Origin of the sequence: Photobacterium sp. GB-1, from assembly GCF_003026165.1 — a bacterium.
In the GTDB taxonomy this organism is placed as follows: Bacteria; Pseudomonadota; Gammaproteobacteria; order Enterobacterales; family Vibrionaceae; genus Photobacterium.
Genome location: NZ_PYOB01000031.1, coordinates 1 through 16,958, shown reverse-complemented (window position 1 = coordinate 16,958; position 16,958 = coordinate 1). Strand labels below are relative to the sequence as shown.

Sequence of the window (16,958 nt, the reverse complement as noted above, 5' to 3'; positions counted from 1 at the left end):
AGCAGGTGATGAATAACTAAATTGTCTACCATGAATTGAACACTGTAAATACATACAGGCAGAAATATTAACAATATTGTCTTAGCCCTAAAACAAAAAAAGCCCGATCTTTCGATCGAGCAACACACAAAACATCAGTGATAGTACAGGCAAATAATCTTAACTCATCTGCCTGTATTACCATCGCTATCAGACATTTTGTGGACAGTGTTCACTGTTATTTTTAAGAAGTCCGAATGGACGATAAAATGCTAAATAACGAATTGCTACATAGCCAATGATAATCGTTGCGATATAAAGCTCAATGGTTGCTAGACCGTGAACTTGTGCCACATAGTGAGCATCAAAGCCGTAATTTTTCATCCACGCTGCAGTTTTAAATAGTGCTGTTGCACCAATTGCCATTGGGAACGTAAAAGCTGCGTAACCTGGGCTGAACTCTAAGCGTAATAAACGGAAGAAAGCTAAGTAAATTACCGCTGTCATCAATACTGCAATACCGGCTAGTAATGCAACCACTACAGGTGATGGGTTTGCCGTTACTGTTAAATAACCTGCGAGTGATAGGCTAGCAGGCGCTGCCATAATCGCAATGGTTGGTTTTGCAGCATCTGGCACTTCATCACGGAACATAAAGCGGTAAATCATCATTGGAAGCATGACTGCGTATGACAACATACCAAAGATTAACAATACGTTTGCTAATGGGTGTAGCTCTGCAATACCTGGGAACGACACATCAGCAACAATAATACCGATTGGCGGTACAAACCAACTTGGCACCATGTGGTGAAGATGGAAGTCACATGCACGGTGGTAAATAAATAGTGTTAAGAAAATAACGTGTAAAATTACCGCGAATAACCAAAGGTAAGCACCTGCTTGCGCTGATACATATAAACCAATCGCTTTTGATACCACCATTAATGCCATCGCAAATGTTGGTACAACACTACCCACTACATGGTGAGATAAATCACCCCATAATAATTTTGGATGGAATATAAATTTTGCAACTAAAACGAGTAGCATCAATGCCGCAATGACTGCACCTGTCATTTGTGCATAACCATGAAGTGTGGCACCATTTTCCCAGCACCATAAAACACTACCAATACCGAGTGCTAAACCTGCCATAGGCGTTGGCGCCCCTGCTACTTTTCTTTTCGTCGTCTTAATCATGTTCTCTCTCCGCCTTTATCTGATAGCTCTTAGCGAATTGTCTGTTTCTTTTGATGTAACTAAGTATATCCAGCTTGATTGTTTTAGAATATCTGAATATATTTAACCACATGTTAAGTTAAACTTAACCAATATTTTAAAGGCGAAATTTTACCGTCATTAATGATAAATAACGACCTTGCACAATGAGTTTTCAACAAAGGATAGTTATGAATATAGCGCTAAAACAATTGAAAGTTTTCGTAACCGTTGCCCAAGAACGTACCATTACCGCAGCCGCGGAAAAGTTATTTCTATCCAAGCCAGCAGTGAGCATGGCATTGTCTGAGCTAGAAAAGCAGCTTGATCATAAACTGTTTGATCGCAACAACAACCGCTTACTGATCAACGAACAAGGTAAGAAACTACTGCCTTTGGCTGACGAACTGTTAGCGCGTTCTAACACTATCGAAAAACTGTTTGATCAAGACGATGTTATTGCTGGTGAGCTAAAAATCGGTTCAAGTGATACTGTAGGCAATCAGCTAACACCTTTTTTAATTCGAGATTTCCGCTCAGCGACCCAACATCGTCACCAAAAACTGTTTATTTCTAACACCGCGCAAGTATGTCAGAAACTCACTGAATTTGAATTAGATGTGGGCTTTGTTGAAGGTAAAGTACAGCACCCGGATCTTATTGTGCAGCCGTGGCTCGAAGATAATATGGTGGTGGCTTGTCATCCTAATCATCCACTGACAAAAATTGAAGCATTACGCTTATCTGATCTGGAAGATTCTGAATGGGTTCTGCGCGAAACAGGCTCTGGCACACGTGAGTTTTTCTTAAATCGCTTAGCGCCACGTTTAGAGCATTGGACGCCAGCTTTTGAGCTAAATACTACAGAAGCGATCATCAATAGTGTTTCCGCAGGACTTGGGATCACCTGTATTTCACAACGTGCGGCATTACATGCAGTTGAAGAAAAGCGCATTGTATTACTGCCAATGCCATTAGATATGCGCCGCCAATATTGGCTGATTTTCCATAAAGAAAAGTACCAAAGTCCATTGCTAGAATCTTTTATTCAATTTAGCCAGCAATGGACATTTGATTAACCGTCATACTCGTCTTAAATACATCAGTTAAACACGATTATCACCCACACTGTAAGCAATGATTTGGCTGATCTCAGTTAATGATCGGCCAGATTCTTGTTGCCAATCATTAAACGCATGTTGCGCATTTCGCCATGATTTTAATGTGTCTCGTCCACCATCCACAATATCCGTATGACGCAAATAACTTTCCACATCTTTGGTAAACAAGAAACTGTCTTTCCCCATCGCACGTAAACTATAAGCACCGGTTTTGCCGCCTAGACGTTTGCCATGTTTTTTTAAGTACAACCATAAGCCAACGATATCTTGCTCTGGCCACTCGGCAACCATATTGGCAAATGAACCATGCTCGACTGCTGCACGGTGGATCATATTGGCGTTTTCAGGGATCGTCATTACCTTCTTTAAATCACGAATAATTTCGGGATTTTGCGCTTTACGTTCCCACATTTCCTCAGGCATTAAACCCATTTTTTCAATATTAAAACCAAAAAATACCTCTTCAAAGCCAGCCCATTTATTGCGTACAACCTGCCAGCGAATCCCGCACTGAAAGATTTTTTGAGTTAAACACGCAAGCCACCGATCATCTGTGATCGCTTTTAATTCGTTGCAACTAAGTGGCAATGATAATCGCTGTTCTAATGCGATATCGCCCCCTTTTCTTTCTGCTGCTCTGATGTAAATTTGGTCAAATTTTTCTTTGGTCATCACATTAACACGCTTAGCACTGGACGAAGCTAGTATGCTACTGTATAAACAGCCAGTAAATCAATTTCGGAGAGGATGACCATGGCTGTTATCGTCAAATATGTAGTTGAGCGCAACGGAGAAGAAAAGATGACTTTCACCTCTAAATCCGAAGCCGACGCATACGACAAAATGCTAGATATGGCTGACGAGATGTTTACTTTACTTAGCGAAAGTGAGCTTTTCGAAGATGAAGCCAAGCAAGAAGAACTATCTATGTTCTTAGCGCAAAAGCGTGAAGAAGTATTAATTGCGTTAGGCGCGAAAAAAGCAAAACCAGTAGCAAAAAAGAAGGTCGCAAAACCTGAAGTTGTTGCTGATACCCCAGAGCAAGAAGACGCAGCATAATTTTTAAAATTATCCCGTTCGCTGTTGAAAGCCTCCTCACTGGAGGTTTTTTTATAACTCAGCAATAAAAACTCAATTCTACAGCAAATATCAGCCAGTAATTTGTCCCATCTTAAAGGGCTATTCCCTTCTTTTAAGCCAACAGATTCGTAAAAAAAACATCATTTTGCTCTGATTTTTCTTTCGGCTCTTCTATATCTTACCAAGTGTCTTTATTATGGTTTTATTAATCGGGAGTTATCTGCTCGTTGCAAATGATTTCTCGGGCTTATCTTGATGTTCCACCTTACTGTAAGGTGTATTTAACATCACATTTTTTGTAATGGAGAACAGGTAACCATGTCTAGCTTTTCACTTGCCCTAGGTACAGCCACTAAAAACCGTGATGGAAAAATCATTGAAGCGTTTTTCCCAACCCCAACGCTTCATCCATCAGAACAATTAGTAAAAGATATTGCGACGATTGTTGGCTACCGTGGCGGCAACCAAGCGATTGAAGTAACACCAGAACAATGTGCAGCTATCGCTTCAGCATTTGAAGATGCAGACGATGAAGTAAGTGCACAGTTTGCAGCAAAAGCAACACTGTCTTCTCAGCCGCTTGTTATGGTGATGCTAAAAACAGATCTCGCTCCATCATCTGTTGCTGAAGGTTTCTTAAAGCTGCAACTTATCTCGCACCGTTTAGTGAAGCCTCATGGCGTTGTGCTTGACGGTATCTTCGGCTTACTGCACAACATCGCATGGACAAACAAAGGTCCAATTGATCTTCCTGAGCTTGCTGATCGTCAAATGGAAGCCCGTTTAAACGGTGAAACGATCACTGTCGATTGTGTTGATAAATTCCCTAAAATGGTGGACTACGTGGTACCAACAGGTGTTCGTATTGCTGATACATCTCGTGTACGTCTTGGCGCACACGTGGGTGAAGGTACGACAGTTATGCACGAAGGTTTCATCAACTTTAACGCAGGTACTACTGGTGTAAGTATGGTCGAAGGCCGTATCTCTGCAGGTGTTGTTGTGGGTGATGGCTCTGATATCGGTGGGGGTGCATCTATCATGGGTACCCTTTCTGGCGGTGGTAAAGTAGTGGTTTCTATCGGTGAAAACAGCCTACTAGGTGCCAACGCGGGTCTTGGTTTCCCTATGGGGGATCGTTGTACTATCGAATCTGGTCTATATGTAACTGCTGGCTCTAAAGTACAAATGCTTGATGCTAACGGTAAGCCTGTAGAAGTGGTTAAAGCGCGCGATCTTGCTGGTAAGCCTGATCTACTGTTCCGTCGTAACTCTATGACAGGTCAAATCGAATGTCTAACCAACAAAACTGCGATTGAGCTAAACAGCGAATTACACAGCAATAACTAATTTTATTGTCGATAGATAATCGATAACAAAAAGCGGCTCACTATTTTAGTGAGCCGCTTTTTTATAAAAGATTAATACTTATTTTTCTGGTTTAGTGTTATCTACTTTCTTTTTAATAATATAAATAAACGGATTATTAAAAGAAAATTTACTACCTTGAGTCGTTAGTCGACGATCTTTCATCGCCCCTAGTACTTCTTTCTGCGCTTTAATTAAAGCAAAAAATCGCAGCATGATAAAACCTATAAGTACCGGTAAAAAGATTGAACCAGCCTCATTAGATTTCAAAATAAAACTAATAGCTAACCAGCCAGCAATCATTGCTAATAACAAATAAAAAGGGGCGGTCTTCAGTTCTATACGTATTTCAGAGTCCGTTTCACTGCGTTGAAAAAAGAATTTCACTATATTATCCATCTATTAAATCCTTAAACTTAGAATCTCATAGACCGATTAATGCTATCAAGTAAATTTATTTGTTCTATTTCTAATAAGCGCTCATTTAATTTAGATAAGCATAAAAAACAACCACTTCTACTCTTTTTATTCATTAAAACAACATTAATATTTGCAACTTAAAGTATTTTTTTTAGGAATGTTAAATGCAAATGCTTGATGCTACTTTTCTTGCCATTAGGTAACACCTGTCTCCATATAACGTTTATTAAAATGTTATACGCCTACAAGGACACCTAACCCACGCATGTTAAATATGGAAATATAAGTAGGTTTTTATGGCTAGTAACGACAAAATAAATAAAGGGAGGATCGGCGTATTTGCCTTAGCAATGTTAAACATTGTTGCCGTGGTGAGTTTACGTGGTCTTCCTGCTGAAGCGGAATATGGTTTAAGTTCAATCTTTTATTATATTTTTGCTGCGGTTGTTTTTCTTATTCCTGTATCACTGGTTGCCGCAGAGCTCGCAACAGGTTGGTCGGAAAAAGGTGGTATCTTCCGCTGGGTAGGTGAAGCATTTGGTCCAAAACTGGCGCTTGTTGCTATTTTTATGTTGTGGATTGAGGTGACCGTTTGGTTCCCAACAGCACTAACATTCGGTTCTGTTTCCCTTGCTTTTATGGGACCTAACCATACCTTTGACCAAGCCCTATCAGAAAATAAATTCTTCGTACTTGCCATTGTTCTCGCTATTTATTGGATAGCCACTTTCATTGCTCTACGTGGTACTGAAGCTTTCTCTAAAGTCGCTAAATGGGGCGGTTTAATTGGTACTGTTATTCCTGGTATCGTATTAATTGTATTAGGCTTTTCTTATTTCTTCGCCGGTAATACGCCACAAATTCAATTAGGCTGGGATAAACTCATTCCTGACTTCTCTAACTTTAATAATGTTGTTCTTGCTGCCAGCATCTTCTTGTTCTACGCCGGTATGGAAATGAACGCTATTCACGTTAAAGAAGTTGATGATGCGCCACGTAACTACCCTATCGCGATCGGTATTGCTGCACTTGGTACGGTATGTGTATTCGTACTCGGTACATTAGCTATTGCGTTTGTTATTCCTCAAAAAGACATTAGCTTAACTCAAAGCTTACTTGTTACTTACGATGACATGTTCGCTTGGGCTGGTATTAGCTGGGCTGCGCCTGTCATGGCTGGTTGTTTAGCTCTAGGTGTACTAGCGGGGGTTGTTGGTTGGGTTGCTGGTCCTTCTTCAGCGCTACTTGTGGTGGCAAAAGGCGGTTACTTACCTCGTTTTTGGCAATACACAAACAAACACGGCATGGCATCACATATAATGTTGATGCAAGGTCTACTTGTTACTGCTCTATCAGTCGTATTTGTGGTACTTCCTTCTGTACAAGCGGCTTATCAGATCTTAAGTCAGCTTACAGTGATCTTATATCTTGTGATGTACCTATTAATGTTTGCTGCTGCCATTCACTTACGTTATAGCCAACCAAACCGCCCACGTGCATTCAAAATCCCAGGGGGTAATGGTGGTATGTGGTTTGTTGGTGGCGTAGGTTTTGTTGGTTCTTTAACTGCCTTCATCTTCTCATTCATTCCACCCGGTCAGATCTCTGTCGGTAGCCCTCAAGAATACGTAGGTATCTTAGTTGTGCTAACCATCATCTTTGTATCTGTTCCGCTATTTATCTACAAAGCCCGTAAACCTCACTGGAAAGATCCAGCAATTACAGACTTTGCGCCATTCACTTGGGAAATTGAAAACGTTCATCCAGGTGTAATTAACCCATCAGACAAAGTTACTCACACATTGAATCAGTAAGGAAATGAATATGTCGTGTTGTAAAAAAGATGTCGCTGCCGTTATGCAACAAGCGTTTGATTTGCATAAAGACAACAAAGATGGCGCTAATGCTTCTTACATCCCGTTCCTAGCATCGGTTCCATCAGATTTATGTGGATTGGCTTTCGTCTCTGTTACTGGCGACGTCATTAAAATCCAAGATGTTGACTACAAATATGCCATTGAATCTATCTCAAAGATCATGACATTAGGGTTAGCACTAGAACAATCAGGTGCAGATGCAATTCACAGTAAAATCGGTGCTGAACCAACAGGTTTGCCGTTTAATTCAGTGATGGCGCTTGAACTCCATAACGGTAAGCCACTAACACCGCTTGTCAATGCAGGTGCAATGGCAACGGTAAGCCTAATTGAAGCTGATGATAAAGAACAACGCTGGCAGAAAATTCTGGCGTTTCAATCAGCGCTAGCTGGCGAAAACATTGAGCTTTCAGAGGATGTTAATCAGTCAGAGCAAACAACCAACGCCCATAATCGCGCAATTGCTTTGTTACTAGAATCATCAAACCGTATCTACTCTGATCCACTTGAAGCGTGTGATGTTTACACTCGTCAGTGTTCGACGCTATTCAATACTGTTGAATTGGCAATAGTAGGGGCTACGTATGCTAATGGCGGTAAAAACCCAATATCAGGACAACAGCTTGTTAGCCCTGAAAATGCCTCTCATATCTTAGCAGAAATGATGATGGAAGGGCTTTACGACACATCGGGCGACTGGGCTTATGATGTTGGTTTACCAGGAAAAAGCGGTGTTGGTGGTGGTTTAGTTACCATTATCCCAAACGTAGGTGCACTGGCTGCATTCTCACCTCGTATCGACCAATTTGGTAATAGCGTACGCGGACAATTAATGATCAAACATGTCGCTCAAACTATGGGTTGGAACTTGTTTAACAGTAAGCAACACTAAGGTAGGAAGAAAATTATGGCTCTTCATGAAGTAACACGTAAAACAGGTAATGATCCAATCTATGGCTCAGATACTATTCATAACGTTGCGGCAACTACCAAGCTACCACAGCAAGAACAAGCACCTAACGTGATCTATCAAATGATCCGTGATGAACTTTACCTTGATGGTAATGCACGTCAAAACCTTGCAACCTTCTGCCAAACATGGGAAGAAGATGAAGTGCATAAATTAATGGATCTATCCATTGATAAGAACATGATTGATAAAGATGAATACCCTCAGTCTGCTGAAATAGAAGGTCGCTGTGTTCATATTTTAGCGGATTTATGGAATTCACCAGAATCAGTAACTACAGTTGGTACCTCAACTACAGGCTCAAGTGAAGCCTGTATGCTAGGTGGTTTGGCTGCCTTATGGCGCTGGCGTGAAAAACGTCGTGCACTAGGTCAACCAACCGATAAACCAAACATGGTCTGTGGCCCTGTCCAAGTTTGTTGGGAAAAATTTGCCCGCTACTGGGACATTGAAATGCGCGAAACAAAGATGGCTGATGGTCATTACTGTATGACCCCAGAAGACATGTTAGAACTTGTCGATGCAAACACTATCATGGTGGTACCGACTTTCGGTCAAACTTTCACCGGTTTATACGAAACAGTAAAACCGTTATCTGATGCACTAGATACTTACGAGCATGACACTGGTAACTCGATTGATATCCACGTTGACGGCGCAAGCGGCGCAATGCTAGCTCCATTTTGTGCCACAGAAATTGAACCTTGGGATTTCCGCTTAGAGCGAGTTAAATCAATCAGTACTTCTGGCCACAAGTTTGGTTTATCGCCATTAGGCGTTGGCTGGGTTGTATGGCGTAGCAAAGAAGATTTACCTGAAGGCTTAGTATTCCATGTTAACTACTTAGGTGGTGACATGCCGACTTTCGCCTTGAATTTCTCTCGTCCAGCAGGACAAATCATTGCACAATACTACAACTTTCTACGTTTAGGTTATGAAGGTTACAAACGTATTCATGATGCAAGTTACAATGTGTGCGAATACCTCGTTAAAGAGTTAAACAAATTTGATCTGTTTGAGTTCTTGTTTGACGGTAACCGTGAAAAAGGTATTCCAGCCATTTCATGGCGCTTAAAAAATAATGCTAACGTTTCATTTAGCTTATATGACTTAGCGGATCGCCTACGTACTCGAGGCTGGTTAGTACCTGCTTATAGCTTGCCTGCAAACGCGCAAGATATTGTGGTACAACGTATCTTAGTTAAACAAGGCTTTACAGTAGACCTTGCTAGCTTATTAATTGCTGACTTTAAACGTTCAATTGATTTTCTAAATACTCATGCACAAGCTAAATGCGCAGCTGAAGATGTAAAAACATTTGATCATAGTGGTCGATAATTATATTTACATCTATTTTAAATAAAGGCTGGTTTTTCCAGCCTTTATTTAACTAATATTAATAAACCAAAATCGCCTACTATTATTAATCGCCAAATTCTCTTTAATATTATCAAAGTAACCTTTCAATCGCCCCTTCAGCTTATCTGCAGATAAAAACAAATAAAAAGAGTCTTAATAAATAATTTAAACCCTCCCATAAAATAACCTAAAAACAGTCACTAAAAACAGTCACTAAAAACAGTCACTAAAAACAGTCACTAAAAACAGTCACTAAAAACAGTCACTAAAAACAGTCACTAAAAACAGTCACTAAAAACAGTCACTAAAAACAGTCACTAAAAAATTAATAATAGACCACTAGAAAAATATTACCAAACATAATTCCAATAATACTTCTCATATCATAAAGTTAACTTTAATTATTGATATATAATCCACAAATATAAACAATAATAATTATCCACCTTAATTTACGTACTACTCTATTGATGTTTTTTCTCACATATAATTACAACATGAATTAATTTTTCATATTGTAATATTAGTTTAATGCACTAAATATAAGTTGGTTAACAATGACAAATTCAATTAAAACGAAAAAAGGGGGGATCAGCATTTTCGCTCTCGCAATGTTAAACATTGTTGCAGTAGTGAGTTTGCGCGGTCTTCCAGCAGAAGCTGAATACGGATTAAGCTCCATTTTTTATTATATTTTTGCCGCCGTAGTATTTCTGGTTCCTGTATCATTAGTTGCCGCTGAGCTTGCGACAGGTTGGTCTGAAAAAGGCGGTGTATTCCGCTGGGTCGGCGAAGCTTTTGGAGCTCGAATAGCATTAGTTGCGATCTTCATGCTATGGATTGAAGTGACTGTTTGGTTTCCAACCGCATTAACTTTTGGCTCTGTTTCACTTGCATTTATGGGTCCAGATAAATCATGGGATCAAGCATTATCTCAAAATAAATTCTTCGTACTAGGAATAGTATTAGCCATTTATTGGCTCGCAACTTTCATCGCTTTACGCGGCACTGCAGCCTTTTCTAAAGTGGCTAAATGGGGCGGATTAATTGGTACTGTTATTCCTGGTATCGTATTAATTATTTTAGGTTTCTCTTACCTATTCTTCTCAGGTAAGCCACCACAAATTCAACTTTCTTGGCACGATATTATTCCTGACTTTTCTAACTTTAATAACGTAGTTTTAGCGGCAAGTATCTTCTTATTCTATGCCGGTATGGAAATGAACGCGATTCACGTTAAAGAAGTTGATAATGCGCCGCGTAACTACCCAATTGCGATTGCGATTGCTGCGATTGGTACTGTCTGTGTATTCGTACTTGGCACGCTGGCAATTGCATTTGTTATTCCACAACAAGACATCAGCTTAACTCAAAGTTTATTAGTCGCTTACAATGATATGTTTGCTTGGGCTGGCATCAGCTGGGCTGCGCCAATTATGGCAGCTTGTTTAGCGCTAGGTGTACTTGCTGGAGTTGTTGGCTGGGTTGCAGGTCCTTCATCGGCATTACTTGTGGTTGCTAAAGGTGGTTATTTACCACGCTTTTGGCAATACACCAACAAAAATGGTATGGCAACCCATATCATGATGGCACAAGCGTTCTTAGTGACCATGATTTCTACTGTGTTTGTAGTATTACCTTCAGTTCAAGCTGCTTATCAAATTCTAAGTCAATTAACGGTCGTTCTTTACCTCATCATGTACTTATTAATGTTTGCTGCAGCGATTCATTTACGCTACAGCCAACCTAATCGCCCTCGTCCATACAAAATCCCTGGTGGTGATATGGGAATGTGGATCATAGCTGGTGTTGGCTTTTCTGGTTCACTATTAGCATTCATCTTCTCTTTCATTCCACCAAGTCAAATTTCAGTCGGTAGCCCTGAAGAATACATTGGCTTCTTAGTGGTACTAACGGTGATATTTGTAGCTGTTCCATTATTCATCTACAAAGCCCGTAAACCGCACTGGAAAGATCCAACAGTCTCAGACTTTGCACCCTTTACTTGGGAAATAGAAGATACTCATCCAGGTGTGATCAATCCATCAGACAAAGTAACTCATACATTAAATCAATAAGAGTTAAGGATGCGTCAAATGCCACCACTAAATGAAAAGCTTGCTGTCATTATGCAGCAAGCACTGAATGAAGCAAAAACGAATAACGACGGCGAAAACGCCTCATATATTCCGTTTCTTGCATCAGTACCGTCAGAACTTACAGGCTTAGCCTTTGTGTCTGTTACTGGCGAGATTATTCAATTACAAGACTGTGATTATAAATTTGCTATTGAATCTATCTCAAAAATTATGACGCTTGGATTAGTTCTTGAACAATCAGGCGCCGATGCGCTGCACAGTAAAGTCGGTGCAGAACCAACAGGGATGCCATTTAATTCCGTTTTGGCACTTGAACTCCATAACGGTAAACCCCTAACCCCTCTCGTTAATGCCGGTGCAATGGCAACAGTGAGCTTAGTTAAAGCGACAGATAAAGAGCAACGCTGGCAGCAGATTTTGAACTTTCAATCCCTGCTAGCAAACAGCGAAATATCGCTCTCTGACGAAGTCAATCAGTCTGAACAAACGACCAATACTCATAACCGTGCTATCGCATTGTTATTAGAATCATCTGGGCGTATGTATTCAGAGCCACTTGAAGCGTGTGATGTTTATACACGCCAATGTTCTACCCTCTTTAATACGGTAGAACTTGCCACCGTAGGCGCAACACTGGCCAATGGTGGTAAAAACCCATGCTCAGGTCAACAGGTGATTGACCCTCAAAACATTCCCCACATTCTCGCAGAGATGGTAATGGAAGGGCTTTACGATACTTCTGGTGATTGGGCATATGATGTCGGTTTACCAGCAAAGAGTGGCGTTGGCGGCGGTTTAGTAACGGTTATTCCAAACGTAGGTGCACTGGCTGCATTCTCGCCACGACTAGACCCATTTGGTAACAGTATCCGTGGTCAACAAATGATTAAGCATGTTACTCAAGCAATGGCTTGGAACTTATTTAGCAGTAAGCAACACTAAGGTAGGGAAAAATTATGGCTCTTCATGAAGTAAACCGTAAAACAGGTAATGATCCAATCTATGGCTCAGATACTATTCATAACGTTGCGGCAACGACCAAACTACCACAGCAAGAACAAGCACCTAAAGTGATCTATCAAATGATCCGTGATGAACTTTACCTAGATGGTAATGCACGTCAAAATCTTGCGACCTTCTGCCAAACATGGGAAGAAGATGAAGTGCATAAATTAATGGATCTATCCATTGATAAGAACATGATTGATAAAGATGAATACCCTCAATCTGCTGAAATTGAAGGTCGTTGTGTTCATATGTTAGCGGATTTATGGAATGCACCTGATTCTGTTACAACAGTCGGAACTTCAACCACAGGTTCAAGTGAAGCCTGTATGCTAGGTGGTTTGGCTGCCCTATGGCGCTGGCGTGAAAAACGTCGTGCTCTTGGTCAACCAACCGATAAACCAAACATGGTCTGTGGCCCTGTCCAAGTTTGTTGGGAAAAATTTGCCCGCTACTGGGACGTTGAAATGCGCGAAACTAAAATGGACGACGGTCATTATTTTATGACCCCAGAAGACATGTTAGAACTCGTTGATGATAACACTATTATGGTGGTACCGACTTTCGGTCAAACTTTCACCGGTTTATACGAAACAGTAAAACCGTTATCTGATGCACTAGATACTTACGAGCATGACACTGGTAACTCGATTGATATCCACGTTGACGGCGCAAGCGGCGCAATGCTAGCCCCATTTTGTGCCACAGAAATTGAACCTTGGGATTTCCGCTTAGAGCGGGTTAAATCAATCAGTACTTCTGGCCACAAGTTTGGTTTATCGCCATTAGGCGTTGGCTGGGTTGTATGGCGTAGCAAAGAAGATTTACCTGAAGGCTTAGTATTCCATGTTAACTACTTAGGTGGTGACATGCCGACTTTCGCCTTGAATTTCTCTCGTCCAGCAGGACAAATCATTGCACAATACTACAACTTTCTACGTTTAGGTTATGAAGGTTACAAACGTATTCATGATGCAAGTTACGATGTGTGCGAATACCTCGTTAAAGAGTTAAACAAATTTGATCTGTTTGAGTTCTTGTTTGACGGCAATCGTGAAAAAGGTATTCCAGCCATTTCATGGCGCTTAAAAAATAATGCTAACGTTTCATTTAGCTTATATGACTTAGCGGATCGCCTACGTACTCGAGGCTGGTTAGTACCTGCTTATAGCTTGCCTGCAAACGCGAAAGATATTGTGGTACAACGTATCTTAGTTAAACAAGGCTTTACAGTAGACCTTGCTAGCTTATTAATTGCTGACTTCCAACGCTCGCTTGATTTTTTAAACTCTCATCCGACAGCGCAGTGTACAGCTGATGATACACAAAACTTTGATCATAGCGGTCGCTGATACCAATGAAAGCAAAGGTTAGTTTAATACTGACCTTTGCTATTATTGAAAACACTAACTTCACTATTTGCTCTCCCATTTAATATCTAACATGCTAATATTTTTCAATTAATAATAAAATCAATCACCACACTATAGGCGCTTAAATGTTTATTCACACGATTGAAATTATTTGTATTATTGCCTTCGCATTAAGTGCCGTGATCAGTGAATCTAATAAAGGTAAAGATATCGTCAGCATCATGGTGATTGGATGGGTAACAGCACTCGGAGGCGGAACCGTAAGAGATATTATACTATCCACAAATCAGGTTTTTTGGATAAGAGATCCATCCTATTTTTGGACAGCATTACTCAGCTCTTTTATAGGTTTTTTCCTTGCTCCACATTTACGACACGTAAAAGTCGAACGTATTATTGTAACTCTGGATGCGATTGGTATTTCCATGTTCTCAGTGTTAGTCACTAAAGATCTGACCGCTCAACATTATGCGCCTTATGTTGCGATCACTATGGGGATGATCACTGCGGTATTTGGTGGCGTACTACGTGACATTCTCACCAACCGTCCAACCATGTTTAACAATACGGAGTTTTATGCCAGTCCCGTTATTATCGGCTGTTACTTATATATTCTCCAAACTGAGCACCACATTAACCCAGATGTCGCAACCTTGAGCAGTATTATCTTTATTATTGCTTTACGCATGTACATTGTAATAAAGAAAAAAAAATTCCCCGATTTTTTATTGCTTAAATAATTCATTTTCTAGTGATGCACTTGCCATAGATCGCTTGCCCAGCAAGGCAAAAAGCAGCCCTATGAGAGACGTAATAAATATAATGGCTGTAAGTGAGTAATAATTATCAAGATTAAGCTGCCATGCGATAAAAATAAAAATCGCTGAGAATAACATTTGTCCGCCACCAGAGAGCGCACTTACTGTTCCTAATTGATTACTGTAAGGTACCAATAATAAGGATTGGGAACAGGGATAAATAAGCGCTTGAGCAACAGCCACACCAATAAAGCCAATTGTTAGCGTTAATAGTGACATTGGTTGTGATAAAAAGATCATAACCACACTCAATTGAATAACAGGAGCAATAAAAACAATATGGTGCGTACCGTAAGACTTCCTCAATATAAAGCATAATGTACTTGCAAGTAAAAACGCCACTGCAGGAATAATAGACCAATAGGCATAATTTTCTGAAGTAATATGTAATTGTGATTCTAAAATAAATGGCGCTAATGAACCGGTAAATATGACAAGTGCCCAATTAACCCAACCGATCATCGCATAAGAAAGAAAGTATCTATCTTTTAGCAAGGAGCCATAATATTGAAATATAGGAATAAATGAAATAGAGACACGAGGTGTAGATAATGTTTCAGGCAAATAGAAAAATAAAATGAGAAAACCTAGAACGGTATAGATAAACAAGCAAATAAAAACCGCAAACCAACCAAAATGGTGATTCACTAACCCTCCCATAATCGGTGAAAATATAGGAGTAAAAGCAGAAATAATAGATAGTCCCGTCATTGCTGATAAAAAGAATTTATTTTTATAGCTATCATGTAGCATTGAACGTGCAATAACTGATTCACACCCTCCACCAACACCTTGAATAAAGCGTCCTATAATCAAAATAGAAAAGTCATGGTGAAAAGTTAAGATAACTCCTAAACCAAGGATAGATATCAACAAACCTATTAATAATACATGACGCCGCCCATAAACATAAGATAACGGCCCATAGAATAATTGTGATGGACCATATCCGATCAAATAACTAACAATCAGTCCTTCCGCAAGATTTTGATTAATTTTAAAATCAAGATGGATCCAAGGTAACAAAGGAAAGACTAAGCCTAAACTAAGCTGACCGATGCTAACTATTAATATAGCGAGAAATAGGATATTCCAGTTCTCTTTAATAACACCTTTGACTTGATCGGCTAAAAGGATTTCTGTTGAATTATTCATTCCAACAAGCCCACTCAGTGATGATAATAATTAACCGCGTTATTTTAGTCCTCATTTTAAAGTGATTTATATTTACTTAATCAATTTAAGTTTCTTATTTTAGTCCTTTATTAAAAAATAAAACCAGCTATTTCCATCCATATGCTAAATCAACAACACCCGATCCATTCAATATTTTACTATTAGCTTACATTTAAATCACAACGCTCTGTCATTAAACAGGAACGAATCAGGAGAATAGACTTCATAAAATTAAGGAGAGATATAATGAAAAAACATATGATTGTGGGTCTAAGTGCACTGGTTGCTATTTCAAGCTTATCGTTAACAGGGTGTAATGAAAAATCTCACGCTAGCGAACCAACAGAAGCAAAAGTTTTATCAGTAAAAGCCGTCACTAAAACAGTAACAACACCACACCAAGTCTGTGAGCAAGTTGCTGTGACTCATAAAGTCGCTCCTAAAGACGAAAATAAAGTGTTAGGTACGCTTGCCGGTGCTGTTGCCGGTGGTGTACTAGGACACCAAGTTGGTGGTGGTAACGGTAAGAAAGTCGCAACAGTAGCTGGTGCAGTAGCCGGTGGCGTTGCTGGTAATATGGCTCAAGGTAAATACCAAGAAGGCCATACAACAACAACAATGGAAAAACGTTGTCACACAGAAAATAGCAAAACAGAACAAACCATTGGCTATGATGTAACCTACCAACTAGGCGATGACAAAGACACAATTCGTATGGATAAAAAACCAACTGGCGATACGCTAGCGGTTAAAAACGGTAAAGTTATTATCTAATCTATAGTCACAATAAGAATATTCTAAGCCCTGCTAGTAATAGCGGGGCTTTTTTATTTAATAATGGTAGGTTCCACACCTAATACCAGCGCATCCCAGCGTGACCAGCAGTTAAGCTTCTCAATTTTAAATCTTAACCAAACAAACTACCCCACAATCATATTCATTTCTTACAAACGAAAAAAAGCCCTAGTCTTTCGACTAGGGCTTAATATAAGTGGCGGAGCGGACGGGACTCGAACCCGCGACCCCCGGCGTGACAGGCCGGTATTCTAACCAACTGAACTACCGCTCCGACGAACATGGATGTTCTAATAT

At 40.0% G+C, this 16,958-nt stretch carries 15 protein-coding genes and 1 tRNA gene; 11 read left to right on the top strand and 5 right to left on the bottom strand.

From position 1 onward, the window contains the following. Window positions 1-189: 189 nt before the first annotated feature. Entirely contained in the window at window positions 190-1,182 is a 993-nt protein-coding gene (locus tag C9J45_RS19630; RefSeq protein WP_107207747.1) for a TDT family transporter, read from the bottom strand. A gap of 209 nt (window positions 1,183-1,391) precedes the next feature. On the opposite strand from C9J45_RS19630, the gene C9J45_RS19625 reads away from it, so the two are divergent. Further along, a complete protein-coding gene (locus C9J45_RS19625) occupies window positions 1,392-2,279 on the top strand; it encodes a LysR substrate-binding domain-containing protein (protein WP_107247503.1) in 888 nt (295 codons plus the stop codon). Between the two features lie 27 nt (window positions 2,280-2,306). On the opposite strand, the gene C9J45_RS19620 is transcribed toward C9J45_RS19625, so the two are convergent. Beyond that, a complete protein-coding gene (locus C9J45_RS19620) occupies window positions 2,307-2,993 on the bottom strand; it encodes a DNA-3-methyladenine glycosylase I (RefSeq protein ID WP_107207749.1) in 687 nt (228 codons plus the stop codon). Window positions 2,994-3,074: 81 nt separating this feature from the next. Here C9J45_RS19620 and C9J45_RS19615 point away from each other — a divergent pair, with 81 nt between their 5' ends. Next, window positions 3,075-3,380 carry a YebG family protein gene (locus C9J45_RS19615; protein WP_107207750.1) on the top strand — a complete coding sequence of 102 codons (306 nt, stop codon included), beginning with the start codon at window positions 3,075-3,077 and terminating at the stop codon, window positions 3,378-3,380. A 339-nt stretch (window positions 3,381-3,719) separates the two neighbouring features. Further along, on the top strand, window positions 3,720-4,751 hold the full coding sequence (gene dapD, locus C9J45_RS19610; protein WP_005371559.1) for a 2,3,4,5-tetrahydropyridine-2,6-dicarboxylate N-succinyltransferase: 1,032 nt from the start codon (window positions 3,720-3,722) through the stop codon (window positions 4,749-4,751). 78 nt (window positions 4,752-4,829) lie between these two features. Here dapD and C9J45_RS19605 read toward each other — a convergent pair whose 3' ends face one another. Next, a complete protein-coding gene (locus C9J45_RS19605) occupies window positions 4,830-5,168 on the bottom strand; it encodes a hypothetical protein (protein WP_107207751.1) in 339 nt (112 codons plus the stop codon). A gap of 317 nt (window positions 5,169-5,485) precedes the next feature. Between C9J45_RS19605 and gadC (C9J45_RS19600) the strand changes: the two genes are divergently transcribed. The 7 genes from gadC (C9J45_RS19600) (at window position 5,486) to C9J45_RS19570 (ending at window position 14,612) form a co-directional block, all read left to right on the top strand. Further along, window positions 5,486-7,003 carry a putative glutamine/gamma-aminobutyrate antiporter GadC gene (gene gadC, locus C9J45_RS19600; protein ID WP_107207752.1) on the top strand — a complete coding sequence of 506 codons (1,518 nt, stop codon included), beginning with the start codon at window positions 5,486-5,488 and terminating at the stop codon, window positions 7,001-7,003. Window positions 7,004-7,013: 10 nt separating this feature from the next. Then, on the top strand, window positions 7,014-7,958 hold the full coding sequence (gene glsA, locus C9J45_RS19595; protein ID WP_107261016.1) for a glutaminase A: 945 nt from the start codon (window positions 7,014-7,016) through the stop codon (window positions 7,956-7,958). A 15-nt stretch (window positions 7,959-7,973) separates the two neighbouring features. After that, complete coding sequence (locus C9J45_RS19590; RefSeq protein WP_107287833.1) at window positions 7,974-9,374, top strand: glutamate decarboxylase; 1,401 nt, start codon at window positions 7,974-7,976, stop codon at window positions 9,372-9,374. Window positions 9,375-9,952: 578 nt separating this feature from the next. Then, window positions 9,953-11,473, top strand: a complete 1,521-nt coding sequence (gene gadC, locus C9J45_RS19585) for a putative glutamine/gamma-aminobutyrate antiporter GadC (RefSeq protein WP_107207754.1) — start codon at window positions 9,953-9,955, stop codon at window positions 11,471-11,473. Between the two features lie 18 nt (window positions 11,474-11,491). After that, on the top strand, window positions 11,492-12,436 hold the full coding sequence (gene glsA, locus C9J45_RS19580; protein WP_107207760.1) for a glutaminase A: 945 nt from the start codon (window positions 11,492-11,494) through the stop codon (window positions 12,434-12,436). 14 nt (window positions 12,437-12,450) lie between these two features. Further along, the gene (locus C9J45_RS19575; protein WP_107207755.1) at window positions 12,451-13,851 is read left to right on the top strand and encodes a glutamate decarboxylase; all 1,401 of its coding nucleotides are present in this window, start codon (window positions 12,451-12,453) and stop codon (window positions 13,849-13,851) included. Window positions 13,852-13,997: 146 nt separating this feature from the next. After that, a complete protein-coding gene (locus tag C9J45_RS19570; protein ID WP_107207756.1) occupies window positions 13,998-14,612 on the top strand; it encodes a trimeric intracellular cation channel family protein in 615 nt (204 codons plus the stop codon). Here the strand turns inward: C9J45_RS19570 and C9J45_RS19565 are convergent. After that, window positions 14,598-15,845: an MFS transporter gene (locus C9J45_RS19565; protein ID WP_107207757.1), complete on the bottom strand. Its 1,248-nt coding sequence runs from the start codon at window positions 15,843-15,845 to the stop codon at window positions 14,598-14,600. The genes C9J45_RS19570 and C9J45_RS19565 overlap by 15 nt on opposite strands. Before the next feature lie 267 nt (window positions 15,846-16,112). On the opposite strand from C9J45_RS19565, the gene C9J45_RS19560 reads away from it, so the two are divergent. Continuing rightward, a complete protein-coding gene (locus tag C9J45_RS19560) occupies window positions 16,113-16,640 on the top strand; it encodes a glycine zipper 2TM domain-containing protein (RefSeq protein ID WP_107261012.1) in 528 nt (175 codons plus the stop codon). Between the two features lie 218 nt (window positions 16,641-16,858). Here C9J45_RS19560 and C9J45_RS19555 read toward each other — a convergent pair. Continuing rightward, window positions 16,859-16,935, bottom strand: a tRNA-Asp gene (locus C9J45_RS19555). Between the last annotated feature and the right edge of the window lie 23 nt (window positions 16,936-16,958).